The 25,363-nt window shown below is 45.0% G+C and carries 21 protein-coding genes and 1 other annotated feature; of the genes, 14 read left to right on the forward strand and 7 right to left on the reverse strand.

Annotated elements, in window-relative coordinates:
* Positions 1-85: 85 nt before the first annotated feature.
* The gene (locus RA086_RS05275; protein WP_308702814.1) at positions 86-1,753 is read right to left on the reverse strand and encodes an acetolactate synthase large subunit; all 1,668 of its coding nucleotides are present in this window, start codon (positions 1,751-1,753) and stop codon (positions 86-88) included.
* 2 nt (positions 1,754-1,755) lie between these two features.
* Positions 1,756-3,135 carry an amino acid permease gene (locus RA086_RS05280; protein WP_308702815.1) on the reverse strand — a complete coding sequence of 460 codons (1,380 nt, stop codon included), beginning with the start codon at positions 3,133-3,135 and terminating at the stop codon, positions 1,756-1,758.
* A 79-nt stretch (positions 3,136-3,214) separates the two neighbouring features.
* On the opposite strand from RA086_RS05280, the gene mmuM reads away from it, so the two are divergent.
* Entirely contained in the window at positions 3,215-4,144 is a 930-nt protein-coding gene (mmuM, locus tag RA086_RS05285) for a homocysteine S-methyltransferase (protein WP_308702816.1), read from the forward strand.
* Positions 4,145-4,245: 101 nt separating this feature from the next.
* Here the strand turns inward: mmuM and RA086_RS05290 are convergent, their stop codons facing one another.
* Entirely contained in the window at positions 4,246-4,965 is a 720-nt protein-coding gene (locus RA086_RS05290) for a hypothetical protein (RefSeq protein WP_308702817.1), read from the reverse strand.
* 321 nt (positions 4,966-5,286) lie between these two features.
* Between RA086_RS05290 and metK the strand changes: the two genes are divergently transcribed.
* From metK to RA086_RS05305, 3 genes are all read left to right on the forward strand, one after another.
* Complete coding sequence (gene metK / locus RA086_RS05295; RefSeq protein ID WP_308702818.1) at positions 5,287-6,492, forward strand: methionine adenosyltransferase; 1,206 nt, start codon at positions 5,287-5,289, stop codon at positions 6,490-6,492.
* A gap of 683 nt (positions 6,493-7,175) precedes the next feature.
* Complete coding sequence (locus RA086_RS05300; RefSeq protein ID WP_308702819.1) at positions 7,176-8,672, forward strand: MDR family MFS transporter; 1,497 nt, start codon at positions 7,176-7,178, stop codon at positions 8,670-8,672.
* 3 nt (positions 8,673-8,675) lie between these two features.
* On the forward strand, positions 8,676-9,389 hold the full coding sequence (locus RA086_RS05305) for an alpha/beta hydrolase (RefSeq protein WP_308702820.1): 714 nt from the start codon (positions 8,676-8,678) through the stop codon (positions 9,387-9,389).
* Between the two features lie 118 nt (positions 9,390-9,507).
* Here the strand turns inward: RA086_RS05305 and RA086_RS05310 are convergent, their stop codons facing one another.
* Positions 9,508-10,035 (reverse strand): tRNA (mnm(5)s(2)U34)-methyltransferase, encoded by a 528-nt coding sequence (locus RA086_RS05310; RefSeq protein ID WP_308702821.1) that lies wholly within the window; start codon positions 10,033-10,035, stop codon positions 9,508-9,510.
* Positions 10,036-10,102: 67 nt separating this feature from the next.
* Positions 10,103-10,765, reverse strand: coding sequence for a phosphatase PAP2 family protein (locus RA086_RS05315; RefSeq protein WP_308702822.1), 663 nt, complete (start codon positions 10,763-10,765; stop codon positions 10,103-10,105).
* A gap of 143 nt (positions 10,766-10,908) precedes the next feature.
* Positions 10,909-11,122 (forward strand) — a binding site (T-box leader).
* Between the two features lie 281 nt (positions 11,123-11,403).
* On the opposite strand from RA086_RS05315, the gene leuS reads away from it, so the two are divergent.
* From leuS to RA086_RS05330, 3 genes are all read left to right on the forward strand, one after another.
* Positions 11,404-13,827 carry a leucine--tRNA ligase gene (gene leuS / locus RA086_RS05320; protein ID WP_308702823.1) on the forward strand — a complete coding sequence of 808 codons (2,424 nt, stop codon included), beginning with the start codon at positions 11,404-11,406 and terminating at the stop codon, positions 13,825-13,827.
* Positions 13,828-14,011: 184 nt separating this feature from the next.
* The gene (locus RA086_RS05325) at positions 14,012-15,682 is read left to right on the forward strand and encodes a putative polysaccharide biosynthesis protein (protein ID WP_308702824.1); all 1,671 of its coding nucleotides are present in this window, start codon (positions 14,012-14,014) and stop codon (positions 15,680-15,682) included.
* Between the two features lie 7 nt (positions 15,683-15,689).
* Positions 15,690-16,433, forward strand: a complete 744-nt coding sequence (locus RA086_RS05330) for a pseudouridine synthase (RefSeq protein ID WP_308702825.1) — start codon at positions 15,690-15,692, stop codon at positions 16,431-16,433.
* A gap of 65 nt (positions 16,434-16,498) precedes the next feature.
* On the opposite strand, the gene RA086_RS05335 is transcribed toward RA086_RS05330, so the two are convergent.
* Positions 16,499-17,326 carry an NAD(P)H-hydrate dehydratase gene (locus tag RA086_RS05335; protein WP_308702826.1) on the reverse strand — a complete coding sequence of 276 codons (828 nt, stop codon included), beginning with the start codon at positions 17,324-17,326 and terminating at the stop codon, positions 16,499-16,501.
* 126 nt (positions 17,327-17,452) lie between these two features.
* On the opposite strand from RA086_RS05335, the gene pepV reads away from it, so the two are divergent.
* The 7 genes from pepV (at position 17,453) to RA086_RS05370 (ending at position 24,565) form a co-directional block, all read left to right on the forward strand.
* Complete coding sequence (gene pepV, locus RA086_RS05340) at positions 17,453-18,856, forward strand: dipeptidase PepV (RefSeq protein ID WP_308702827.1); 1,404 nt, start codon at positions 17,453-17,455, stop codon at positions 18,854-18,856.
* Positions 18,857-18,895: 39 nt separating this feature from the next.
* A complete protein-coding gene (locus RA086_RS05345; RefSeq protein ID WP_308702828.1) occupies positions 18,896-19,402 on the forward strand; it encodes a universal stress protein in 507 nt (168 codons plus the stop codon).
* A gap of 212 nt (positions 19,403-19,614) precedes the next feature.
* Positions 19,615-20,724: an ABC transporter ATP-binding protein gene (locus RA086_RS05350; RefSeq protein ID WP_308702829.1), complete on the forward strand. Its 1,110-nt coding sequence runs from the start codon at positions 19,615-19,617 to the stop codon at positions 20,722-20,724.
* On the forward strand, positions 20,699-21,655 hold the full coding sequence (locus RA086_RS05355) for a carbohydrate ABC transporter permease (protein WP_308702830.1): 957 nt from the start codon (positions 20,699-20,701) through the stop codon (positions 21,653-21,655). Before RA086_RS05350 ends, RA086_RS05355 begins: the two co-directional genes overlap by 26 nt.
* Positions 21,655-22,503: a carbohydrate ABC transporter permease gene (locus tag RA086_RS05360; RefSeq protein ID WP_308702831.1), complete on the forward strand. Its 849-nt coding sequence runs from the start codon at positions 21,655-21,657 to the stop codon at positions 22,501-22,503. Before RA086_RS05355 ends, RA086_RS05360 begins: the two co-directional genes overlap by 1 nt.
* Positions 22,500-23,858 (forward strand): ABC transporter substrate-binding protein, encoded by a 1,359-nt coding sequence (locus tag RA086_RS05365; protein ID WP_308702832.1) that lies wholly within the window; start codon positions 22,500-22,502, stop codon positions 23,856-23,858. Before RA086_RS05360 ends, RA086_RS05365 begins: the two co-directional genes overlap by 4 nt.
* A 20-nt stretch (positions 23,859-23,878) precedes the next feature.
* Positions 23,879-24,565: a glycerophosphodiester phosphodiesterase gene (locus RA086_RS05370; RefSeq protein WP_308702833.1), complete on the forward strand. Its 687-nt coding sequence runs from the start codon at positions 23,879-23,881 to the stop codon at positions 24,563-24,565.
* 61 nt (positions 24,566-24,626) lie between these two features.
* On the opposite strand, the gene RA086_RS05375 is transcribed toward RA086_RS05370, so the two are convergent.
* Positions 24,627-25,274: a deoxynucleoside kinase gene (locus tag RA086_RS05375; RefSeq protein WP_308702834.1), complete on the reverse strand. Its 648-nt coding sequence runs from the start codon at positions 25,272-25,274 to the stop codon at positions 24,627-24,629.
* Positions 25,275-25,363 lie beyond the last annotated feature (89 nt).

Consider the following 25,363-nt stretch of genomic DNA (forward strand, 5'->3'; position numbering starts at 1 on the left):
TTCAGTTTGTCGGACTAAAAAATGATCGAGTGGGCCAACTCAAGGCCGTCTCGATCATTTTTAAGGCTGGTGACGAAATTGCGAACTAAAGGCGAATCGTGGTATTACCCAGCTTTTTGATGAGTTTCAAATTTTCACGATAATCAACCGGAACCGTGATGATATGCACACCAGTCTTGGCAGCGACCGCCGTCGCCAACATCTGTTTAAAGTCGGCGGCGTGTTCAACACGATAACCCACTGCACCGAAACTTTCGGCGTATTTGACAAAGTCGGGATTATTAAAATCGACTTCATCGTGGTGCTGCAATTCCATATCCATCTTCCATTTGATGAGGCCGTACGAAGCATCCTCCCAAATGACGATGACCAAATGTAGCTTTTCACGGATGGCGGTTTCGATCTCTTGTGAATTCATCATGAAACTGCCGTCACCCATAACTGCGACCACGGTTCGGTCAGGATAAGCCAATTTGGCACCGAGTGCGCCAGGTAACGTCCAAGCCATTGTGGAGAGACCGTTATCAATCAAACAAGTATTTGGCAGGTAGGTCTGATAAAGTCGCGCCATCCACATCTTCACTGCTCCCGTATCAACCAAGACGATGTCATCGTCTGCTAAAACGGCACGCGTATCATTGACTATTTTTTGTGGCAGCATTGGAATCGCGTCACTCTTAGCACCGGTGGCCAATTCTTTTTGAATCATTTCACGAATCAGTGGTTTACGATGATCAAAATGAATATCTTGTTCCTGTAAGGCTTGAATTAAGGCAGCCAAGCTTGGGCGGATATTGGCGATGATATTCAACGTCACATCGTAGTGACTATCCGTGTCCTGACGAAACATATTGATATGAATGATTTTTTTATCGCCCCGCGGATTGATCTTTTTGGGATCAAACTGCTGGATGGAAAAACCAATTGCGATAATCAAATCGGATTCTTCGAAGGCAAAGTTCTCGTAATCTTTACGCATAAAACCGACGACGCCTAAGGCATTCTTATGGCGATCAGAGAGGACGCCCTTACTCATGAAAGTCGTGGCAACCGGAATATTTAATAGCTCGCTAAGTTGTTGGACATATTGTTCAGCGTGCTTCCAAGTGACGCCATCACCCGCCAAAATGATGGGGTGCTTGGCCGCCGCGATGAGTTTGACAGCCCGGTCGATATCACTAGCCGTTGGTTGGGTAACCGAAATTGGCGCAATCGGCAGCGGTCGACTAGTCGGATCAGCAGGTGCTACTTCGACATCTTGCGGGATCGATAGGTACGTGGCCCCAGGTTTGTCACGTTTTGAAATGGAGAAAGCTTTACGAACCATTTCTGGCACTGCACGAGTGGTGAGGACCATCCGTGCGTATTGGGTCACCGGCTTGAACATGGAAACGAGGTCAATGACTTGATGGGATTCCTTGTGGAGTCGATCCAACCCACCTTGAGCGCTGATGGCAACGAGCGGGGTGGAATTCGTTTCAGCATCGGCAACGCCTAATAACAAGTTAATGGCACCCGGACCCAGAGTAGCCACGCAGACACCAGGATTTCCCGTGAGTCGACCATAAACGCTAGCCATAAATGAGGCGCCTTGTTCATGGCGCGTGAGAATAAAAGTAATTTTTTCAGAGTGATTGATGGCATCGACGAGATGAATATTTTCTTCGCCAGGAATACCAAAAACGTACTTCACTCCTTCATTTTCTAAACAGTCAACCAATAACTCAGCAGTATTCTTACTAATAGTTTCCATAATTAGCCCTCTTTATGTGATTTGAGTTTTTGACTTACATAGTAACCAAGGTAACAAATTAACACGAATGGGACGGTATAATAGAGCGCAATACGTTGATTGGGATCAAACCAGATCAGTAGACAAGAGAGACCACTCAAAATGAAAGCGAGCCAAGGTACAACCGGATAACCGGGTGTTTTGTAAGTTAGGTCAGCGAGCTTTTTACCACTTTTAAGGTAAGCTTTGCGGAAATTGAGTTCTGACAGGGCAATCGCCATCCACACGATGACCACGGCTAACCCAGAAATAGAAACCAAGACCAAGTAGACCGAGCCGGCAGCGTAAACACTGGATAATAAGGCCAAAATACCGCCGAGCATACTGGTAATGAGGGCAACTAACGGAACTTCTCGTTTAGTGGTTCGTTTGAAAATCTTGGGAATCGTGCCTTCATTTGCCAGCGACCATAACATCCGTGTTGAAGCGTAGAGTCCAGAATTGGCGGCAGACATGATGGCGGTCAAGACGACAAAGTTCATGATGTCAGCGGCATAAGGAATGCCCATTTCTTTGAAAACAAGGACGAACGGACTTTGGGTCACCCCAGCTTGTTGATAGGGAATTAAGGCCGCCATCACAAACATACTCCCCACGAAGAAAATGATTAGTCGCCAAAGTGTCGTTCGAATCGCGGTGGGAATCGTATGCGCTGGATCTTTCGTTTCACCAGCCGTGATGCCGATTAGTTCAGTCCCAGAAAACGCGAAGTTAACCGTCAGCATGGTGGTAAAAACGCCACCAAAGCCATTCGGAAACCAACCATTTTTCGTGTAATTAGATAATAAAGGTGCGGTTGACTGCCCATGCAAAGGTAACCAGCCGACAATTGCTAAACTGCCAAGTACAATAAACGCGATAATTGCAACTACTTTGATGCTGGCAAACCAAAATTCCGCTTCAGCGAACCAGCGGACGGACATCGCATTGACGGTGAAAATAACGACCATGAAGAGGAGACTCCAGAGCCAAGTTGGACTGTGTGGAAACCAGGTTTGCATAATCAGGCCAGCTGCGGTGAACTCGGAACCTAGGGCAATTGTCCAGGTGAGCCAATATAAAATGGCGACCGTAAAGCCGGTCCCTGGACCAATATATTTTTTGGCATAAACGTGAAAAGCCCCTGTATAGGGCATGGCGACGGCGAGCTCACCAAGGCACAACATGACGAGGTAGACCAGAATAGCCCCAATCGTATAGGCCAATAAAGTCCCGACTGGACCAGCTTGGTGAATGGTATAGCCTGAACTTAGAAACAGCCCGGTCCCAATCACGCCACCAAGTGAAATCATCAAGACGTGTCGCGATTCCATTTGTCGGTTCAAATGTGTTTGTTTTGACATGAAAAGAACTCCTTGCAGACTTGGATTAATTAGAATAAGATGAGATAATCATAATCTAAGCATGGAAAGGAAACTGATTATGCAAGTTTCATCAATGAAAACGTTATTACAGCGCGGCCCGGTCGTCTCGGATGGTGCGATGGCAACGGAATTAGAAAAACGTGGGGTGGATACTGACAGTGCTTTATGGTCAGCTACAGCGATGATCGATCATGCGGCTGCCATTTATGCGGTCCATCAAAGTTATTTTGCAGCCGGGGCGCAATTGGCGACAACCAACACCTACCAAGCTAATGTACCAGCTTTTGTGACTGCCGGCCTTACCGCTGAATCGGCTCGTAAGTTAACCCAACAAGCCGTGCAAATTGCCAAACAGGCACGGGACGATTATGCGGCCCAACATGCCGACTTTACAGGCTTAGTGGCAGGGAGTATTGGACCATACGGCGCCTATTTGGCGGATGGCAGCGAATATACCGGTGCTTATCAACTGAGCAAAACAGCGTATCAAGCCTTTCACCGCGAACGTCTCCAATTAGTGACTGGGATGGGTGTCGATGTTTTGGCGTTAGAAACGATGCCTAATTTTGAGGAAGTTCAAGCGTTAGTTTCACTAGTGACGACTGAATTTCCAACTCAAGATTATTGGGTCAGTTTTAGTCTGAAAGATCCAGCAACTTTATGTGATGGGACCTCTTTAGCCGTTGCTGCCAAATGGGTTGCCGTCCAGCCACGGGTTGTGGCCGTGGGGGTCAACTGTACCAGTCTAGAAAATATTGAACCAGCATTAACCATTTTAAGGGCCGCGGTGACGATTCCCTTAATCGTTTATCCCAATTCAGGGGATGAGTATGATCCAGTGACTAAGACTTGGCAGGCCACGAATCTAAGTCATACTTTTGATAGCTTTGTTCCCAAGTGGTTAGCGGCCGGGGCACAAATTATCGGTGGGTGTTGTCGTACGACACCGAGTGATATTGCAACAGTCCATCGTTTACTTTCACGATAAAAAAACGTGGGCAAGCGGCAATGACGGCCGCTTGTTCCACGTTGCGATATAATTATCAGGACTAACAAAAGCGTCTGGGAGAAAAACCAGACGCTTTTTGGCTAATAAAGTAAGAACATTAAAATTAATTGAATGCCAGTATTGATCATCAAATGTAAGCGCAAGCGCCCAAAGGACTGTTGGCTAAACCAGACGGCGATCGTGATGATAATTGCAGTAATCGTTTGCCAAGTGATGGGCTGTAAAAAGATTGTTATGACCAAGATGGCGCCAGTAATGGCAGAAATCAGCTGGTTAATTTGTCGTTGCTTGCTAAAGGTTGGGACATACAGGAAAACATAACTGGCAACTAACGGCAATAACTTCCATAAAAAGGTCGTCGATAAGTACTCATTTTGTAAGTAAAAAACGGCAACTGGAATCGTATACGACATGACGAGACTAAAAACGACCAAGCCAAAATAATTTTGCATGCCGAAACGTGGGATTGCCATGACGAACAACCAGACGCTACAAGTCAATAACAAATATAAGAGTTCGGACTCGCTGGCGATGATATTTGTGAAGGCAAACGCGACCGAGACCCCAATGGCAATCAAACTCCACTGAGCGGGGATGCGGCGATCCAAGATAATAAAAATAGTTGCGGAAATGGCTAAGGTATAGCCGATCAACGGTAACTGGGCCGCAGAAAACTTAGCCGTTTGAAACGAGCGACCATAATCGAGTGCGGCCCACCAACTGATGATGCTCTGGATAATGGTAAACAGGGCCAGATGGACATAATCACGTTTTAATTTAATTTTTCCAATTCGAATCATACGGCAACATCTTTCTGATAAGGTTTATTTCAATCCTACCGATAGACGGTCAAGCAGTCAATAATTTGATAAGATTCTTTAAAAAAAATGATGATTGTGATAGGCTGGTATAGTTATGAGCAGTTCCCGAAAGGATAAGAGGCACGTTTCGACGAGGGTTGAAACGTGCAAAAAACGGCTGCGAGCTCCGTTTAGCTACGCTTAGTCACGGATGCTTAAAACCGCATCAGCAACTAAGCTAGGCTATACTCGCTAGCAACCCGCCGTTTTTTACACTCTTAGATGCCTTGTAACCGAAATTTTTCAAGGGGGAATTTTAAAGTGAGTGAAAGACACCTATTTACATCTGAATCCGTTTCTGAGGGCCATCCTGATAAAATCGCGGATCAAATCAGTGACGCTATTCTAGATGCTATGTTGGAACAAGACCCGCAAGCCCGGGTTGCCGTTGAAACTTCTGTGACAACGGGATTAGTGCTCGTCTTTGGTGAAGTATCGACCAAAGCCTACGTAGATATTCAAAAGGTCGTGCGTGACACGATCAAGTCAATTGGCTATGTTGATGGCCAATATGGCTTCGACGGTGACAACTGTGCCGTTTTGGTTTCATTGGACGAACAATCACCTGATATCGCGCAAGGGGTCGATGATTCCTTGGAAACCCGTGAAGGTGACGAGGATCCATTGGATAAGATTGGTGCTGGCGATCAAGGGATGATGTTTGGCTATGCCATTAACGAAACGCCCGAACTCATGCCACTACCCATTGCATTGAGCCATCGTTTGATGCGTAAGATTGCTGAGTTGCGTAAGAACGGGACCATCAAATGGTTACGGCCTGATGCTAAAGCCCAAGTGACGGTGGAATATGATGAACAAAACCAACCACAACGTGTGGATACGGTTGTGTTATCAACCCAGCATGATCCTGATGTTGATTTAGCGACCATCCGTCAAACGGTGATCGATCAAGTCATCAAAGCAGTTATCCCAGCCAGTTTGTTGGATGCGAAGACGAAATACTTGGTTAACCCAACCGGTCGTTTCGTCATCGGTGGGCCACAAGGGGATGCCGGTTTAACTGGTCGAAAAGTTATCGTGGATACCTATGGTGGTTTTGCCCATCATGGTGGCGGGGCATTTTCTGGTAAGGATGCGACCAAGGTCGACCGTTCAGCCAGTTATGCCGCACGTTACATTGCCAAAAACATTGTGGCTGCCAAGTTAGCTGATCGGGTTGAAGTCCAATTAGCTTACGCCATTGGTGTTGCGGAACCCGTATCAATCGCGGTTGATACGGCAGGGACTGGTAAGGTCAGTGAAGAAGCTTTAATTGCGGCTATCCGTAAAAACTTTGATCTGCGTCCAGCCGGCATTATTAAGATGTTGGACTTACAACGTCCAATTTACCGTCAAACGGCGGCGTATGGTCATTTTGGTCGAACAGACATTGACTTACCATGGGAACACACGGATAAAGTTGATGCCTTACAAGCTGAATTCAGTGAAGTTGAACTTAATAAATAAACGTGACGAGCTTACGGGCTATCACGGTCTGTAGGTACTCGACGCTAAAAGCGACCTTTTTATAAGGGCCGCTTTTTTTGCGGCCTAGAGTGTTTGGCGCAACGGGTTGCTCCTAAGCATTGCCTAAGCAAGGACAAAATGCGTTTTGTGCATTGTGTCCTTGGTGTAGCAAGCGGAGGGCGCAGTTGTGCCGAACACGTTTCGACTATTCAGTTTAGAACCGCTAAAGTTACAAAACGCTATCAAACTAATAGTGTTGTCTATTACAATAACTTGTCATTAAGCGATTCCGAGAACTTGAAAGCGGCGCTTAATCTAATTCTAAATAGTTGATTAATGGTCAGTCTCCGTTGACCAGAACTTGTCGTAAGCGATGCAGCCTAAAAAATTAGTCGGCGGGGTGTTTTAAGCTGATCAAGATACGGAATTGGTTCACGCCAACACTAAGGTCGCTGATTAGCGCGGGGCGGGCTGGATGATGCTCAGTGGTGAAATTTCTCTTGGCTGGTGAATTTGCCAGCGTAGAGAAAGCCCGGCTTGTGAGACCGCACTCTGGCTCACAAACGTGGCCACCACGTTCCAGCATCAGTCCAGACCAACCAGAGCGGCAAATTAAATGGATCAAAGTCGCCGTATCACAGCAACATGTATGTAACAAATGTAAACAGAGAGAGGAAGCAACTATGCAACAACGTAAAACGAACGTGGTGGCGGTAACCATTGCCATCTACGTTGCGACATTTATGAGCGCCATTGAAGGAACTATTGTGTCAACGGCGTTACCAACGATTGTCGGGGATCTCCATGGCGTGGCCTTGATGAATTGGGTCTTTTCAATTTATTTGTTGACCAATGCCATGATGACGCCAATTTATGGTAAGCTAACCGATTTGGTTGGTCGCAAGCCAGTGATGCAAGCGGGGCTAATAATTTTCATCGTAGGGTCAATGATGAGTGGCTTATCAGACTCGATGCCAGTATTGATCTTCTGGCGCGCCGTCCAAGGTATCGGTGCGGGCGCATTAATGCCAGTTTCAATGACGATCATTGCGGATATTTATTCCTTTGAACGCCGCGCAAAAGTGTTGGGTTTTAACAGTTCTGCTTGGGGTATTGCTTCGGTTTTAGCCCCATTGATTGGTGGGTTAATCGTTGATAAATTGAGTTGGCACTGGATCTTCTTTATTAACGTGCCAGTTGGTTTGATTACCTTATTTTTATTCCAATTTTATTTACGAGAACCTAAACGGCATAATAATGTCAAAGTGGATTACCTTGGGAGTTTTTGGTTAATGCTATTTTTGCTCTGCTTAATGCTGAGCTTCCAATTATTGGGTAATGCAACCATCAGTTGGGCCGCGGTTATCATTGCTTGGGTCGTGAGTGGTCTAAGCTTGTGGCTGTTCATTCGGCGCGAAAGTCATACGCCAGAACCCGTTATTTCGTTGCAATTGTTTAAGAATCACACCTTCGTGATTCAAAATGCCGTCGCCGCCTTGATTAGTGGTTTCTTGATGGCGGTAGAAGTTTATATTCCAACTTGGACACAGGGGATTCTTGGTGTCCCAGCTTCCTTAGCCGGTTTTGCCGTTACCCCAAGTTCTTTAATGTGGATTATTGGGTCATTTGTCACGGGTCGCTTATTAGCAAAATGGGCACCACGACGAATTCTCTATCTGAGCTTGGTTTTCATTCTGGTAACGGGTGTTTGTTTAGCCTTGATTCCAGTCTCAACGCCGTTTATTTGGTTCTTTGCCATCACAGCGGTCGGTGGGATCGGTTTTGGGATTACCATTACGGCGACAACTGTCACGTCACAACATCTTGTTTCACCCAAAAATGTTGGTGTGGCGACCTCGTTTAATACCCTAAGTCGGACGATTGGTCAGACTTTGATGATCTCAATCTTTGGGATCGCCTTAAATGTCGGAATGAATCGTGGTATCTCACAGCATCCCGGAACGAACATGGCGATGATGAATAAATTGATTAATCCACAAACTGCCACAGAATTGCCAGCCAAATTATTACCAACATTGCGCGGCATTTTATATACCGGTTTACACTGGGTTTATTTAATCGGGTTGGCCTTGATCATCTTCGCGTTTATCGTGAATAGTTTTGATCGTGGCAAACAGATGACTGCCGCACAACATGCGGAACGATTGAAGCGAGAATAGTCTATGAAAAAACGATTTAAGATTTTAGGCATCAGTCTTGCGGTGCTAGTGTTGGGATTGCTAGTAGCGATTGGCCTGGTGCAAACAAAAACGTATGCGCCGTCAGCAACGGCCGCTAAAATTGCCCGCCAAGCGACTAAGACGACGCACGATTACACTTACTTTAAAGGCGATCCGGCTAAAACAGCGATCGTCTTTTACCCTGGGGCGTTAGTTGATCCGGCCAGCTACAGTATTTGGGCGGCACAATTAGCGGAACAGGGGCATTCAGTCTATGTCATGCATTTTCCTTTGGATTTGGCTGTCCTAGCTGGAAACCGTGCTGAGATGGTCCCCAAAGCCGCGCGTCAGAATTACGTCATTGGTGGTCATTCACTTGGAGGTGTGATGGCGAGTCGTTATGCGGCAAAACATCAAACTACTGGGTTGAAAGGTGTTTATTATTTGGCGAGCTATCCGGATAAAAAGGGCAGTTTGCAATCAAGTTCATTGCGGGTCCTCTCAATCACGGCGTCGCGTGATGGTGTCTTAAATTGGCAACATTATCGTGAGAATCGGCGTTACTTACCGAAAAAGACACAGTATCTAACGATTAGAGGCGGCAATCATGGTGGTTTCGGGAGTTATGGGCATCAAAAAGGTGACCACCAAGCCACCATCACCCGTGCCAGTCAGCAACGACAAATTAGTACGGCTTTAATTAATTGGTTGAAATAAGGAAAGCATCTGGGATGAAAGGCTTTGCTTGGTTACATCAAAGTCTTTTGTGACTTGAATTTAAGTCGTCAGTCAAAAAAGTAGTTGGGTTACCCGGTTTGGTAACTCAGCTACTTTTTTAACGTTTTTGAATAGCAATCAATTCTGGTGGAAAGTGAATCTGGTTCATAAAGCCGTAATGTAAAACTTGAAATTGATGTTGATCTAACTGGCGGGCATAGTCAGTCACGGCCTGTGCCTCTTGTTTCCCACCAGGATGGCCTGCGTAAACGAGTAAGATAATGAGGCCGTTTGTCGTTAGGCGCTTCTGAATGCTTTGAATCGCGGTCAAGGTTGTCGCTGGTTTGGTGATAATATTTTTATCGCCACCAGGTAAATAGCCTAAATTAAAAATGGCACATTTGATGGGCTGTTTAGCTGCAATCAATTCGTCAATGGTTTCGTGACCGGCGTGGGTCAGGGTGACCTGGCGTTCCAGTTGTTCTGCTTTGAGTGCAGCCGTGGTGTTCTCAATCGCCATTTGTTGGATGTCAAAACCATAAACTAAGCCACGTGGTCCAACTAATTTGGCTAAATAGACGGTATCGTGACCGTTACCCACGGTGGCATCAATGACGGTATCGCCTGGATCAACGACTTGATTCATCAAAGCATGACTGAAAGTTAATGCTGAACTGAGTTGGATTTGAGGTCCCTCCCTTGACTGATTAAATTCATGATTGGTGGTGTGTTTTAAATTTGAAATTACCGCGACGATGGCCTTGGCTGACACGTAGACTGAGATAAGTTAAACAAGTGCCGAGCATTAAGCCGCCAACGGTGTCGCTTGGATAGTGGACGCCGACGACAATGCGGCTGATCATCATCAATAAAATTATAGCGACTCCGAGTCCAAATAACCAACGTTTGAGCTGGCGACTTTTGAGTAGGTCATAGGCAATGACTAATAGGCTACCAACCAGGACGGTGGTTGTAGTGGAATGTCCACTAGGATAGCTGTAGCCACCAATTTGGACTAACCGCCAAGCAGTAGGCCGGGGGCGCTGTATCAGCTGTTTAACGAAATAATTCCCATAACCGGCTAAGATCCAAGTATTGATCCAGAAGAAAACGGCCGCTTTACTCTCACGGCTAAGGATCAAGAGTACGCCAATCATCGTTGTGATCATGGTAATGTTGCGGGGGTCACCAAAGTGCGTATAACTGACCATCGCGGTTTGAAACCATTGTGGACTATGATGTAATGGTAAAGCGATAGCCTGATCAAACCAGGTGATAACCGCCGCTTGCTGCCACACCGCTATGCTCCAGCCCAACCAGGCCAAAGCTAAAATAAGCATGCCAATATCTCGTCGGCGCCAGGTTGTGAAAGTCATTGCGATTCCTCCGATAAAAAATTTTCTTCGATTATTATAGCATGTTTTATAAATAGATTAATCATTCATAACTAAAATGACCGGTTTGCAGGTCGTTACCCCTTGAAAAAGGGACGAGGGTTTGCTAGTATGAGTATCAATAACTTACGACTCTGACAAGGACTAGTAGGTCGCGATGTTTTACAGAAACCCCGTGGGTGTTGCAAACGAGGATTCATCGTGACCGAACTCACCTTCGAGTTTTCCGGCTGAAAGTTTACTTGTAGGCACGGACGTGGTTTCGCGTTAAGAATCTCAAGAGGCCACGCTAGACGTGGAATCATAGGTGGTACCGCGGAACCTTGTTTCGTCCTATAAGCGCTTTTTGCTTATGGGGCTTTTTTTGTAGAGTGTTCGCTAAGCCGGGTTGCTGGTGAGCATTGCCTAGCTAATGACCTAATGCGGTTTTAGCATTCGGTCATTAGTGTAGCAAGCGGAACTCGCAGGCTTAGCGAACACGTTTCGGCTATCAAGGTAGCAAGCTCAGGCTAAGCGAACATGTTCAGCGTCCCTCCAAAATCAACCAAACTCAAGCACAAAGGTCGTTCAAGTTAAAGTCGTATTTGCTAGGTTACATAGCAGAAGAAAGGGGCACCACTATGGCATATAACCATAAAGTCATTGAACACAAATGGCAACATTATTGGAAGGAAAACAAAACTTTCAAAGCTTTAGATCAAACGGACAAGAAAAAATATTACGCCTTAGATATGTTCCCATATCCATCTGGGCAAGGACTACACGTTGGTCATCCCGAGGGATATACCGCCACAGATATTATGTCACGGATGAAACGGATGCAAGGGTTTAACGTCCTCCATCCAATGGGTTGGGATGCGTTCGGTTTACCCGCAGAACAATATGCTTTAAAGACAGGGCATAACCCGAAAGATTTCACTGCTAAAAATATTAAAAACTTTAAGCGACAAATTCGGTCACTTGGTTTTTCATACGACTGGGATCGTGAAGTAAACACCACTGATCCAAGTTACTATAAATGGACGCAATGGATCTTTGAACAACTTTACAAAAAAGGCTTAGCTTACGAATCTGAAACGCTCGTTAATTGGGCACCAGATATGATGGGCGGCACCGTGGTCTCTAACGAAGAAGTTATTGATGGGAAGACGGAACGTGGGGGTTATGATGTTTACCGCGTGCCAATGAAGCAATGGAGTTTGAAAATCACTGCTTATGCGGACCGGTTAATTGATGACTTAGATGACATTGATTGGCCAGAAAATATCAAAGAACAACAACGTAATTGGATTGGCCGGTCAATTGGTGCCGCTATTCGGTTTAAGGTTGCTGGTCAAGAAGATAAGTCGATCGAAGTCTTTTCAACCCGTCCAGATACGCTGTATGGTGCCACTTATATGGTCTTAGCACCTGAGCATGACTTAGTGGACGCCTTAACGACACCAGAACAAGCCGCAGCGATTAAAGCCTATAAAGCTAAGATTGCCAGCAAGTCTGATCTCGAACGGACCGATTTGAATAAAGATAAGACCGGGGTCTTCACCGGGAGTTATGGGATTGACCCAGTTAATGGTGAAAAATTACCAATCTGGATTGCCGACTATGTCCTTGCCTCATATGGGACCGGGGCCATCATGGCTGTACCGGCACATGATGATCGTGATTATGAATTCGCAAAGAAGTTCGATTTACCAATCAAACCAGTGATTGCTGGTGAGAATGATTATGACGCGCAAGCCTATACCGGCGACGGCGAACACATTAATTCTGGTTTGGTAGACGGCTTACAAAAGCAACCAGCCATTGATAAAATGATCGACTGGTTAGTTGAACATGATTGTGGTGAAAAGAAAGTCAATTACCGGTTACGTGACTGGATCTTCTCACGGCAACGTTATTGGGGCGAACCAATTCCTGTGATCCATTGGGAAGATGGCGAAACGACCTTAGTGCCAGAAGACGAATTGCCATTACGCCTGCCTGCCACGAAGAATTTGGAACCTTCTGGGACCGGCGAAAGTCCGTTAGCCAATATTGATGATTGGGTGAATGTGGTTGATAAAAATGGTCGTAAAGGTAAACGCGAAACCAACACGATGCCACAATGGGCTGGGAGTTCATGGTACTTCTTGCGTTACGTTGATCCACATAATCCAGATGCACTTGCAGACTACAAGAAGTTGGAATACTGGTCACCAGTCGACTTATATGTCGGTGGTGCCGAACACGCAGTCTTGCATTTGTTGTATGCTCGTTTCTGGCACAAGTTCTTGTACGATATCGGTGCAGTGCCAACCAAAGAACCTTTCCAGAAGTTGGTTAATCAAGGGATGATCTTAGGCGACAATCACGAAAAGATGTCGAAGTCGCGTGGTAATGTGGTTAACCCAGATGATATTGTCGAACAATATGGGGCTGACACGCTCCGGTTGTACGAAATGTTCATGGGACCACTCGAAGCGTCCATTCCTTGGAGTACCGATGGCTTGCATGGTGCCAATAAGTGGATCGAACGGGTTTGGCGTTTGATTATTGATGAAAATAATCATGTTCGTGATCGGGTCACAACGATTAATGACGGTAAGTTGACGAAAATTTACAACGAAACAGTTAAAAAAGTCAGCGAAGATTACGAAGCAATGCGCTTTAACATCGCCATCTCACAAATGATGGTTTTCGTGAATGAAGCGTATAAAGTCGACGATCTACCGATTGTCTATATTGAAGGCTTGGTTAAATTGTTAGCACCAATCACACCACATTTATCCGAGGAACTCTGGTCATTATTAGGCCACGATAAGACCATCACGTATGCAACTTGGCCAACTTATGATGAATCAAAGCTGGTTGAAGATACGGTTCAAATCGTCTTACAAGTCAATGGTAAAGTGCGTTCACACGCTGAAGTTTCTAAGGACACTACTAAGGATGAACTTGAAAAGTTAGCGTTAGCTGACGAAAAAGTGCAAGAATTTACGGCTGGTAAAACGGTCCGGAAAGTTATTGCGATTCCTGGTAAATTAGTTAATATCGTTGCCAATTAAGCGCAATTGATTGGAACACCTTGTCATCACGTTATATTGTGATGATAGGGTGTTTTTTTGAGTGGGGAAGCGTTGGTTGCTTAAGGTTAGTTTAAACTCACCTAGAAGGTTGAAATTGAATTGCAACTTACCGCTATTTCCTCTAAAATGGTTAAGATTGAACTAAGAAAGTAGGTACGGGACAATGTCTGAGGAACCAAAGGCTAAGCAGCCACAGCAGACCCATGTTAATTCTGAAGCGGATGCCCATAAAAAAATGGTGCAAGGTTCCGCTTGGATGACGGCTGGGAGTCTATTTTCACGAATTCTGGGAGCTGTTTATATAATTCCCTGGGTCATTTGGCTGGGCAGCCATTCGCAACAGGGGAACGCGCTGTATGCGAAGGGCTACAATATCTACAGTTTCTTTCTATTAGTGGCGATTGGCGGGATTCCGTCGGCCATTTCGAAACAAATTTCTGAATATAATGCGATTAATGAATATGGGGTTGGTCAACGGCTCTTCAAACGGGGGTTATTGTTGACAACGGCTCTCGGTATTCTTAGTGGCTGTATTTTGTGGTTTGGCGCTAAGCCGATTGGGTTCATTTTCGGTGGCGGCGATCCTAATGTGATTCCCGTTTTACGGGCTTTAGCGATTGCGCTAGTGATTATTCCCTCAATGTCTTTAACCCGTGGCTTTTTCCAAGGCTATCAGCAGATGGCGCCATCCGCCATTTCACAGTTCGTGGAACAGGTCTTTCGGGTCGTTTATATGTTGGGCGCGACTTACTTTATTATGCGTGTCCAAAATGGGGACTGGGTCAACGCCATTACCCAATCGACATTTGCGGCCTTTGTAGGGGCTGCCGCGAGTTTTATGTTACTCGGACTATATTATTATCGGCAACGGCCAGAATTAAATCAGTTGGCTGCTCAAAGTGATGACAAATTAGTGATTCCAGTTTGGCAGTTGTTCCGTGACATCATTGTGCAGGCGATACCGTTTATCGTGATTGACACGGCGACGACGGTCTTTAACTTATTAGATCAAGCGACCTTCCAACCAATTATGCAGATGACGTTTCATACGAAGATTGCAGTGATCAATGATTTATACGCCTTGTTCGCGTTCAATGCCAACAAATTGGTCATGATCATTGTTTCGTTAGCTTCGGCGATTGCGGTGACGGTGGTGCCACTGTTATCAGAATCGTTGGCGGCACATAATCGGCGTAATATTCGAAAGCAACTAGAAGATGCGTTCACTTTATTCCTATTCATTATGATTCCGGGAGCACTCGGCATGGCTGCTGTGGCGCAACCGTTGAATACGTTATTTTATGGTTACAGCAAGGCCGGTACCATGATTCTTGAAATTTCGGCATTTACCGCCATTGTCTTGGGCTTGTTTACGGTTGCGTCGGCCTTGATGCAAGGCTTGTCCCGTAATCGAGACATTATTCGGTTTTATTTGATTGGTTTAGCAGTGAAGCTAGTGGTCCAATGGCCATGTATTTACTTCCTGTCAGCGGCGGGGCCATTGGTCGCAACGGCGATTGGGATGCTTGTGGCCAGCATTATGGCATTGTACGATCTGGAAGTGAACTTTGGCGTCCGTTACGTGCAACTATTGCCAAAAATAAACCGTATTCTGATTTTCTCAATTTTGACTTATATTTCGGCGGCTTTAGTGGTGCATGGTTTGAATCTCTTATTAAATGAACAAAGCAAAACTCAGGCGTTTGTGATCGTGATGTTAGCAGTTGCCGTGGGCGGCGCAGTCTATGCTTATTTTGCCCTCCGTTCACGCTTGGCTGATCTGATGATTGGTGAGCGAGCAGCTGGGTTACGGCGCAAACTTCGGATTAAGTAGGTGAATTATGCGAATTGATAAATTTTTACATGCGATGCGAGTCGGGACGCGGACCCAGGTCCGGCGTTTAATTAAAGACGGCCATATTACCACTAATGGTGAGCCGGTGCTATCCGGTAAGCAACAAGTGAATCCCGGCAGCGATACGGTCTTGTTAGATGATCAACAGGTGCGCTATCAACAATATTTTTATTATGTGTTGAACAAGCCAGTGGGGGTTATTACGGCGACGACCGATGCGCAAGCAAAAACGGTCTTGGATTTATTTAATACGACGGATTATCGTGACGACTTGTTCCCGGTCGGACGGTTGGATAAAGATACGGAAGGTGTGCTAGTGATTACGAATGATGGGGCGTTGTCACATGCCTTGTTAGCCCCAGCACATCACGTGACCAAAGTCTATGAAGCCGAAGTGACTGGTGAGATTACGCCAGCGCAAGTGGCTGGATTTAATGATGGCATCACGTTAAAGGATGGCACCCAATTACAACCGGCGCAAGCTGAAATTGTGGCTTTCCATGAAATCGAAAACTTTACGACGATCCAAATCAAGATTCATGAAGGCAAGTATCATCAAGTTAAGCGAATGATTGGCACCCTTGGCGAACGAGTTGTTCAATTACGTCGGATTTCGTTTGGGTCCTTAACCCTACCGGTAGGGCTTTTAGCCGGTAATTATCGCGCGTTAACCGATGATGAACTGACCGCACTCAAAGCAGATGCGGATCAAACAATAACTAACGATTAAATCAAAAAATCACTTGAAATTAAGCTGAAAAGCTCATTTCAGGTGATTTTTTTGATCTGGTTGTGCTAAGCAAGACTAGCGCGGTGCATGTACTTGGGGATTTCAGCGCTGATCTGATGGGGCAAGACGACGTAGCGCGATTGCGCAAGGTCGTCGGCAACTTCACTGTGCAAATAAACGGCACTCAAAATAGCGTTGGTGAAATCTGGAAATTGTGCCGCGAAGCCACCAACCATGCCGGCAAGCGTATCACCCATGCCACCGGTCGCCATTGCTGGCGTCCCGCCGGGGTTAAACCAAACACGGTCATTAGTGTAAACCGTTGTATGATGGGCCTTGACCACGGCAATGGCGTGCAAGTGTTGTTGGGCTTGGCGATTCGCGGTTGGCGTTTGATCAGCAATTTTTAGCCCACTCAGTCGTTGCCATTCCATTTGATGTGGGGTGACCACAATCTGAGCGTCCGGCAGTGACTGCTGACGAGCGGCTAGTAACGTTAGCGCAGAGCCGTCGATAACGAGTCGCTGATGAGCTTGAACGTGAGTCAGCACCGTCGTTAGCAAGTTTGCCGCTAACTGGTCCGTGCCCAAGCCTGGGCCAATGATGATGACATCCATCGTTTGTAATAATTGGGTGACATAAGCGGTCTGGCGATAGTCGACGACCATGGCTTCCGGTAATTGCGCGTGCAGGCTCGTAAAGTTACTCGCATCGGTCGCGACCGTCACGAGTCCGGCGCCGCTGTAGATTGCCGCAGTCGCCGCCATAATGATGGCACCACCGAAGTTTTGATTCCCGCCGATCAACATGAGCCGCCCGTAAGTGCCCTTATGCGATTCGGCTGGTCGGCGCGTAATCGTTTGATGAACTAATTCTGTCGTGATTGATTGCAAATGAAGACCAGCTTTCGATTGTTTTCTTCGAGTATACCATGATTGTTTGAGAGCGGTTGCTTCCAATTATTAACTTATGGAAACCTATGCTAAAATTAAGCTATAAACGATTGGGAGGAATCACACATGACAATTGATTGGCAAGCAGAAGCCGCAAAACACCAAGCGGACTATCTAGCTGATTTAACGACAATGTTACGAGTACCAAGTTTTCGCGATGACAGTCAGGCAACTGCGGATGCGCCACTAGGACCAGGACCCAAACAAGCCTTGACAACCTTTTTAGCGATTGCTGAACGGGACGGCTTTAAAACTAAAAACATCGACAATTTGGTTGGTTATGCGGAATACGGTGAAGGTGATGAAACGTTAGCCGTTTTGGCACACGTTGATGAAATGCCCGCAGGAAACGGTTGGGATACCGATCCGTTTGAACCAACTATGAAGGATGGCAAACTCTATGCGCGTGGGGCTTCAGATGACAAAGGCCCTGGTATGGCGGCTTATTACGGCTTGAAAATGGTTAAAGAACTCGGCTTGAAATTAAATAAGAAAGTTCGGTTCATCGTTGGGACGGATGAAGAAAGCAATTGGACGGGCATGAAGCGTTACTTTGAAGTAGAACCCGCCCCTACGTTAGGCTTTTCACCAGATGCGGAGTTCCCATTGATCAATGGTGAAAAAGGAAATGTCAGTCTACAAGTGAAATTTGGAAAGCAAGCGCAAGGCGACTATGTCTTGACTACATTTGATTCCGGCTTGCGGGAGAACATGGTGCCACGCGAGGCCACGGCCACATTGACGGTGCCAGATCCTGAAAAAGTTAGCGCTGATTTTACTGCTTTCTTGGCGGCTCAACCGGTGACTGGTACGGTCAGTGACCAAACTGCGACAGGTTTGACGTTGGCAGTTGTCGGTAAAGCGGCACATGGGATGGAACCGCGCAACGGGATTAATGCCGGAACTTATTTGGCTACTTTCTTGAATCAATACGCGTTTGCGGCGGATGCCAAGGCGTTCCTAACCTTTATTGCCACGAAGTTGCATGATGATTCTCGGGTTAAGCAACTTGGTTTAGCTTATAAGGACGATGTGATGGGCGATTTGACTATGAATGTCGGGCTATTACATTTTGACCAACAAGCTGGTGGGGCGTTGACCTTGAACTTCCGCTATCCTAAAGGCATCGAACCAGCTGATTTGACCAATGGGGTGACGACACAACTACCCGCTGGTGCAACGGTTAGTCAGGGCGACTTCATGGTGCCACACTACGTTGATCCTGATGATCCAATTGTGAAGGACTTAATGGCTGTTTATCGCCGTCAAACTGGTGATGAAGCCTCACAACCAGAAATTGTCGGCGGTGGGACGTATGGTCGGATGATGAAACGCGGCGTGGCGTTTGGCGCCTTGTTCCCACACACGGCAGATACCATGCACCAAGCCAATGAATTTCAACCAGTGGCTGATTTAATGGCGGCCATGGCGATTTATGGTGAATCCATTGCCGTTCTCGCTACGGAATAGACACGACTCGTAAGATCATTTAAAAGGGGGATGCTGATCATGACCGGCTATCAAAAGATACTCGTGGGTATTGATACGTCGCCGCAATCGCAACTGGCTTTAGCACGTGCCATCGCGCTTGCCAGTCAAATGAAGGCCACATTAGATATTGTGACGATCATTAATACGGAAAAGTTTATTGGGATTACGCAAGGGCCGATGGGATTTGGTGCGGCCACACCGCAAGTGCTAGATGAACTAACGGGCAAACTCAAAGCTAATTTAGTGCGAGCACGGCACACTGCAGTGGCTGCGGGAGTGCCAGATGTGCAAGTTCATTTGCATTCGGGCAACTCCAAAACCTTGTTAGCCACGACTTTGCCAACGCGTTATGGGACCGAGTTGATCGTCTTGGGCGCGACTGGTCTAAATGCGGTTTCACGGTTTCTGATTGGGTCAAATGCAGCCTATGTCACTCGTAATGCCCCTTGTGACGTTTTGGTTGTGCGGACAGATCAGCAACATCAACCTGTTAAACATGGGACACGGTTAACGCGCCGCCTTTAAAATGAAAATAAGATTGAAAGCCTGCTTGACAGTAAAATGTTGAGTAGGCTTTAATTTTTGGCTAAAAACGGTTTATGAACACAACTTTTTACGCAAGCCATACATAAACTTTACAGCAAGTCGACACGATTGAAACGTTCATCTGGCATGATTTAGGAAGTGATTAATTAGTTTAAATCACGAATAAATTTGTTTAAGGGAGCAGGACAGACATGGGAATCGAATTGAAAGGCATCACTAAGACTTATGATCGTGGCGATAAGCCAGTATTGAGTGAGGTCAATGCCGAAGTTCAAGATGGCGAATTATTCGTTATCGTTGGGCCGTCTGGTTGTGGAAAGAGTACGTTATTGCGGATGGTTGCGGGGATCATTCCAATTTCTGATGGGATCTTAAAAATTAATGGTCAAGTCATGAACAGTGTCCCACCGAAGGACCGAAATTTATCGATGGTCTTCCAAAGCTATGCCCTATATCCATTTTTGAGTGTGGCAGATAACGTGGCGTTTGGGTTAAAAGCACGTAAAATGGCTGCCGCAGAGATTACGCAACGGGTAGATGACGCGTTAAAGATGGTCAACTTAACCAAGTATCGTGATCGCAAACCGCGTGAACTTTCCGGTGGTCAACGACAACGGGTCGCTTTAGCACGGGCAATTGCCAGTGATTCTAAAATCTGCTTGATGGATGAACCTCTGTCTAACTTAGACGCACAATTACGTGTTCGGATGCGTTCTGAAATTCGTGAATTACAACGTAAATTAGGCTTAACTTTGATTTATGTAACGCATGATCAAACTGAAGCGATGACGATGGCGGATCATGTGATGGTGTTGCATGACCAACACGTTCAACAAATTGATTCACCATTAGGGATTTATAATCATCCAGCGAATCATTTTGTGGCTCAATTCTTCGGTACGCCACAAATCAACTTGCTCACTGCAACGACTAGTGGTAAAGGGACGTCACATCAATTGATTGTTGACGAACAGTTACAAGTTGAATTGGATGCGCCGATTGCGGCTGGTACGTATACGGTTGGGATTCGACCAAATCAACTCGGCATGAAAACTGTCGCTGCTAACAATGGTAATGCGACGGTCATCAATGTTGAAGCACTTGGAGACCAAACGATCATTGAAGCCGTTATGGATAATGATGTTGAAGTTCGCATCGTTAAAGATGGTCAGGTCAAAATTGCGTTAGATCAACGCGTCGCTGTTACTGCGCTGGGACCAGCATTTGTTTTTGATGATAATGAAAGCTTAATTGCGGAACAAGGAGGCGTTAATCATGATCGAATCGTTGCCGTCAACTAAGCAGAAACCTAAAAGCCCGCAAGCAAAACGCGATCTGACGGCTAAGGTGAAGTCTTTTGAATTAAAGAAGAATGATAAGTATTATGCTTGGCTGTTTTTAGGACCATCAATTTTATTATTAGCGGTATTCGTGTTTTATCCAATGTTACGAACACTATATTTGAGTTTGTTCTTAACCGACACATTTGGTAAACCAACCGTTTTTGTTGGTTTAAAAAATTATGCCACTTTGCTTAAATCAGCGCCATATATGGCAAGTTTGAAAGCAACTGGAACCTATGTGGTCAGTGTTTCCGCATTCACAATTATTTTTGGGCTGTTACTGGCTGCTTTAGCCAATCAAAAATTGCGCGGTATTGGCTTTTTCCGTAATATTTTTACGGCCACGATGGGTGTCTCAGTATCAGTGTCCGCAGTTTTCTGGTTATTTATGTTTAATCCATCGATTGGGATCTTGAATAAAGTGGTAACTGCTTTTGGGGCCCATCCAATTAATTGGTTAACAACACCAGGTTGGGCGATGACCGCCGTGATTGCGACCACCGTTTGGATGCATTTAGGCTTTACTTTCTTGCTATTCTTTGGTGCTTTGCAAGCCGTGCCGAAAAGTTTATATGACGCCGCCGATGTGTCTGGGGCATCATCACGATATCAATTTTGGCATATTACTTTGCCGATGATTTCACCAACCATGTTTTTCGTGGCCGTGATTACACTGATTTCAGGTTTCAAGAGTTTTGGCTTGATTGATTTGATGACTGCTGGTGGCCCAACGAATGCGACTAATTTATTGGTCTATCGGGTCTACCAAGATGCCTTCATGAATGGAAATTATGCCCAAGCTAGCACGGAAGCCATTGTGTTAACGATTATTATTGCAATTATTACTTTTGTTCAATTTAAGCTCTTAGCAAAGCGGGTGAATTACTAATGGAAAATACCTTAGTGAAACAAGCTGCCAAGAAACGGCTCCTTGGTAACACGTTCAAATATATCCTTTTAGCAATATTAGCTTTCATCGTTATTTTTCCGTTTGTTTTAGGTATCTGGACCAGCTTCTTACCTTCGATGGATATTGCCAAAGGAACTTTATGGGGTGGCGGGCAGTTGACGCTGCACAATTACGTCACCGCATTTACCCAAACAAAAATTTTACGATACCTTTTAAATAGTTTGGTGATTGCAACCTTGGTGACGATGGCTCATTTGTTCTTTTGCTCATTAGGAGCCTATGCCTTCGTTTTCCTAGATTTCAAATATCGCAATTTATTGTTTTACGTGGTTTTAGGAACCATGATGTTGCCATTTGAAGCAGAGGTGATCCCCAACTTTACGACCGTAAAAGTGTTAGGACTGTTAAATCATTATTCTGTAATGGTGATTCCATTCTTAACGTCGGCATTCGGGATTTTCATGTTACGACAAACTTTCAAACAAATTCCACGAGACTTGAAGGAAGCTGCTGATGTGGATGGCTTATCGCATTGGCAATTTTATTGGAAAGTTGTCATGCCATATTCGAAAATTAGTTTATGTACATTGGCAGCCTACAGCTTCTTAGGGGCTTGGAATCAATATTTATGGCCAATGTTAACGACTTTTAGTGACCACTTAAGGCCCGTCCAAGATGGCTTGCGACAACTGCAATCAGAAGAAACTTTCAATGATTGGGGTATGGTACAAGCCAGTGCAGCAATTGTCGTTGTGCCAACGTTGATCGTGTTATATATCGGGCAACATTACTTCAAATCCGGTTTAAATGAGGGCTCAGTCAAATGAAAAAATTTAGTCAGTTATTTAAACGCTACTGGCAAGTTTTCAGTGCGGTTGGCGTCGTTATTATCATTGCTTTGGGTGTTTTTGGCTATTCTAAGTCACAAGTGCATGCGGCTTCGGGGCGGACACGGGTTGTATTTTGGCATGAAATGAAGGGACCAGGTCAAAAGAAACTGGTGACCTTTATTAATGAATTTAATAAATCCCAATCAAAATATGAAGTGGTGCCACAATTCCAAGGTAGCTATAACGCTGTCATTCAAAAAATCATGAATACACATGGTACGGATGCTTCACCAGCCATTTTCCAATCAATGGATATTTCAACAAGTCAGATGTACCATAGTGGTTTTACGGTACCAATGCAGAAATTCATCGATAAAGATAATTATGATATTTCGCAAATCGCTTCGGTTGCACGAGGTGTGGCAACACGTAATGGTCAGTTATTAGCAATGCCATTTAATACATCGCAAACGACTTTGTATTACAATGCGGGTCTACTGAAAAAGTATAATATTACACCACCACCAGTTAATCCAACCTATAGTGATATTACACGGGTTTCTAAACAACTATATGATCGTTCGAATCATAAAGTTAAAGGGATTAGTGTCGAAGCCTATTCTTGGTTATTCGAACAATTTCTTTCAAATGCTAACGAAGAATTTGCCAACAAGCATGATGGACATACTGGCATCTCAACGAAGGTGAACTTTACTGGGCCAACCGCAATCAAATCGATGACTTGGGTTCAAGATCGGGTTAAGTACGGTGATTTCATGAACTTCGGTTCGCATAAGAATGAAATGGCTGCTTTCCTATCTAACAAGTTGGGTATCTATATGCAGACTTCTGCTGATATGAGTGTTTTGGCCAAAGGTTTGGGTAAGAATTTAGGTGTGACCTATTATCCACGGCCAGATGGTGTGAAAGCCAACGGTATCTCAGTTGGTGGGGCCTCACTCTGGATTTCAAATGATAAGTCGGAAGCTGTTCAACAAGGTGCTTGGGAATTCACGAAATTCTTGATTAATCCTAAGAACCAAGCTCGTTGGGAAAAGGCGACAGGTTACTTAGCCTTGAATAAGGATTCTGCCAATGAACCTATCTTGAAACAATCCTATGAAAAGTTACCAATGCTCAAGGTTCCTAGTGATCAATTGAAGAGTGCCAAGGCCAATGACACGAATTCCGGGATCTTTGTGGATGGGGTAGTTGCGGCGCGGTCATTAATTCAAAATGCCATGCAACAAATTTATGCTGGCAAAGATGTTTATCAGTCATTGAAAACAGCTGAAAATTCTTACAATAAAGTGTTAGAATCAAACAATAAAGCCAATGGCTGGACGAAATAAGTGAAAAGAGTTGAAAGATAATGACAAGTAAATCGTTAATTTACGGTCATCGAGGGGTACCAGTGAAGTTTCCAGAAAATTCATTAGCTGGGTTTGCCTATGCGGTGAGTCAAAAGATTGATGGTTTGGAGTTTGATGTGCATTTGACGAAGGACAATGTCCCGGTGATCATGCACGATGAGAAACTTGATCGTACCACGGATGGGCAAGGGAAAATTTCTGAATATACCTATGCGGAATTACGTCAATTTTCGTTGGCCAATGGTGAACCAGTTCCGGCACTGTCGGAATTATTGGACTTAGTAAGTGGTGAACCAGTGCACTTAAACTTGGAATTTAAGACAGATAAGCATTACTATCAGGGGATTGAACGAATTGTCTTGCGGTTAATTCAGCAAGCAGATCTTGTTTATCCAGTGGTCTTTTCATCGTTTAATTTGCATAGCCTAGAACGTGGCTACAAGATCGATCCGAGTCAAAAGTATGCGTTTCTTTCTTCGGCGCACATTGGTGACCCGGAAGGTTTCTGCGCGAGTGAACATTTGGAAGGCTTACACTTGGAACACTATCAAACGATGCCACACGTCTCTGAACGGGTCTGGACAGTCGATGATCCCGATGAAATGCGTCAATTGTTTGATAAACAAGTGAGTGCTGTGATTACGAACAATTTTGAATTAGCACGTGATGTGCGGGCTGTGAGCTAAGCTAGCCTAAAAAAAGTCCCACTGTTTACGGAATTTCCGTGACAGTGGGACTTTTTTTGAGTTAAGCGTTCGCTGGTTTGCGAATCTTGCCGAGTTCAGCATCAATTTGAGCTAAGACAGCTTGTTGGTTTTCTGGCTTTTCCAAGTCATAGTGTTGTAAGTCAATCTTCATCTTTGGACTAGCATCATATTCCTTGAACCATTTACGATAAGCCGTCCACATTTTGTAGTAGTAAGATTCCAATTCGGGATTATTATCGAATTGTTCGTAATCACGACCACGTTTTTTGATACGATAAAGAATTGTATCAAAATCTGTTTCAGAATAAACCATCAAATCTGGCGCCTTTTTAGGCAATTCAGTTAATTCTGTCATCATGTTATCCAACAATTGTAGATAAACATTTAATTCAGTGTCTGAAATATTACCTTCAGCGTTGTTTTCTTTGGTAAAGAGGGCGTCTTCGTAAATCGAACGGTCGAGGACATTGTTGTCATCGGCCAAGGCCTTCTTGATCATTCCAAAACGTTTATTTAAAAAGTAAATTTGTAGTAGGAAACCGTAGTTTTTGGGATCCGAATAGTAAAGTGGCAAGACTGGATTGTCACCAACGGGTTCGTAAAATGCTTTTGTTCCAAGGTGGTCGGCAATTAAACCTGTTAAAGTAGTTTTGCCGACCCCAATCATTCCTGCTGTTATTATCACCATGATAGCCCCTCTTTATAGAAAATTGCACTACATATTGTATAACAAAAAGGGCCTTTATACCATATATATCATGCGGTTTGATATCGAAT

Source organism: Lactiplantibacillus brownii, assembly GCF_031085375.1.
Taxonomy (GTDB): Bacteria; Bacillota; Bacilli; order Lactobacillales; family Lactobacillaceae; genus Lactiplantibacillus; species Lactiplantibacillus brownii.

What these genes read in the sequence shown, in the direction of transcription:
- RA086_RS05275 (WP_308702814.1), bottom strand. Translation starts at nt 1,753, where the DNA reads ATGGAAACTATTAGTAAGAATACTGCTGAGTTATTGGTTGACTGTTTA.
- RA086_RS05280 (WP_308702815.1), bottom strand. Translation starts at nt 3,135, where the DNA reads ATGTCAAAACAAACACATTTGAACCGACAAATGGAATCGCGACACGTC.
- mmuM (WP_308702816.1), top strand. Translation starts at nt 3,215, where the DNA reads ATGCAAGTTTCATCAATGAAAACGTTATTACAGCGCGGCCCGGTCGTC.
- RA086_RS05290 (WP_308702817.1), bottom strand. Translation starts at nt 4,965, where the DNA reads ATGATTCGAATTGGAAAAATTAAATTAAAACGTGATTATGTCCATCTG.
- RA086_RS05300 (WP_308702819.1), top strand. Translation starts at nt 7,176, where the DNA reads ATGCAACAACGTAAAACGAACGTGGTGGCGGTAACCATTGCCATCTAC.
- RA086_RS05305 (WP_308702820.1), top strand. Translation starts at nt 8,676, where the DNA reads ATGAAAAAACGATTTAAGATTTTAGGCATCAGTCTTGCGGTGCTAGTG.
- RA086_RS05310 (WP_308702821.1), bottom strand. Translation starts at nt 10,035, where the DNA reads ATGAATCAAGTCGTTGATCCAGGCGATACCGTCATTGATGCCACCGTG.
- RA086_RS05315 (WP_308702822.1), bottom strand. Translation starts at nt 10,765, where the DNA reads ATGACTTTCACAACCTGGCGCCGACGAGATATTGGCATGCTTATTTTA.
- leuS (WP_308702823.1), top strand. Translation starts at nt 11,404, where the DNA reads ATGGCATATAACCATAAAGTCATTGAACACAAATGGCAACATTATTGG.
- RA086_RS05325 (WP_308702824.1), top strand. Translation starts at nt 14,012, where the DNA reads ATGTCTGAGGAACCAAAGGCTAAGCAGCCACAGCAGACCCATGTTAAT.
- RA086_RS05330 (WP_308702825.1), top strand. Translation starts at nt 15,690, where the DNA reads ATGCGAATTGATAAATTTTTACATGCGATGCGAGTCGGGACGCGGACC.
- pepV (WP_308702827.1), top strand. Translation starts at nt 17,453, where the DNA reads ATGACAATTGATTGGCAAGCAGAAGCCGCAAAACACCAAGCGGACTAT.
- RA086_RS05345 (WP_308702828.1), top strand. Translation starts at nt 18,896, where the DNA reads ATGACCGGCTATCAAAAGATACTCGTGGGTATTGATACGTCGCCGCAA.
- RA086_RS05350 (WP_308702829.1), top strand. Translation starts at nt 19,615, where the DNA reads ATGGGAATCGAATTGAAAGGCATCACTAAGACTTATGATCGTGGCGAT.
- RA086_RS05355 (WP_308702830.1), top strand. Translation starts at nt 20,699, where the DNA reads ATGATCGAATCGTTGCCGTCAACTAAGCAGAAACCTAAAAGCCCGCAA.
- RA086_RS05360 (WP_308702831.1), top strand. Translation starts at nt 21,655, where the DNA reads ATGGAAAATACCTTAGTGAAACAAGCTGCCAAGAAACGGCTCCTTGGT.
- RA086_RS05365 (WP_308702832.1), top strand. Translation starts at nt 22,500, where the DNA reads ATGAAAAAATTTAGTCAGTTATTTAAACGCTACTGGCAAGTTTTCAGT.
- RA086_RS05370 (WP_308702833.1), top strand. Translation starts at nt 23,879, where the DNA reads ATGACAAGTAAATCGTTAATTTACGGTCATCGAGGGGTACCAGTGAAG.
- RA086_RS05375 (WP_308702834.1), bottom strand. Translation starts at nt 25,274, where the DNA reads ATGGTGATAATAACAGCAGGAATGATTGGGGTCGGCAAAACTACTTTA.